This is a genomic window from Cellulomonas citrea, assembly GCF_009829685.1.
Classification (GTDB): Bacteria; Actinomycetota; Actinomycetes; order Actinomycetales; family Cellulomonadaceae; genus Cellulomonas; species Cellulomonas citrea.
This window is the reverse complement of record NZ_VWSD01000428.1, coordinates 1-504: the sequence shown is the minus strand read 5'-3', so window position 1 is coordinate 504 and position 504 is coordinate 1. Positions and strand designations below refer to the sequence as shown.

Sequence of the window (504 nt, the reverse complement as noted above, 5' to 3'; positions counted from 1 at the left end):
AGACGCCGCTTCACGGTGCTCGGCGCGTGCGGGCCTTCGCTGCGCAGCAGCCCGTCCTCCCGCATCTTAACCGCGACGTCAGCCGGCATCCCGTGTCGGAGGTCGACTTCACGCTGCGCCGGGTCCCAGAGGTGATGCGCGACGAATTTCAGCGCCAGCGCTTCTGGCGCCGGCCATGGCAGCGGATCGCCGGTGGCGGCGGTCGCCCATCCCTCGAGATAGGCCAGGTCGGAAGCCAGAGCCCGCAGGCTATTTTCGCCCGTGCCCTCGCGTGCGAGGTGCGAGAGCGTCGCGACGTCATCGTCGGTGAGGAGCTGCGCCAGCCGGTCGCGACGATCCACGGGCATGATCGCCGAAAGCGTATCGAGCTCAAGGGCGCGCCATGTCTCGGCGTCGAGGGATCGAGCTTTGCTGATGTCCGTCATGAAGTGGCTCAGCCCGGGTCGGTCTGCACGGTTGGTTTCGCCCGATAGGGAGGCCGACCGCGAGAGGCGTGGTTGGGCT

General features: G+C 68.3%; 1 protein-coding gene. It reads right to left on the bottom strand.

The features are described from left to right. On the bottom strand, positions 1–425 hold a 425-nt coding region (locus F2B26_RS17095), incomplete at its 3' end, for a hypothetical protein (protein ID WP_201292846.1). Positions 426–504: the final 79 nt, after the last annotated feature.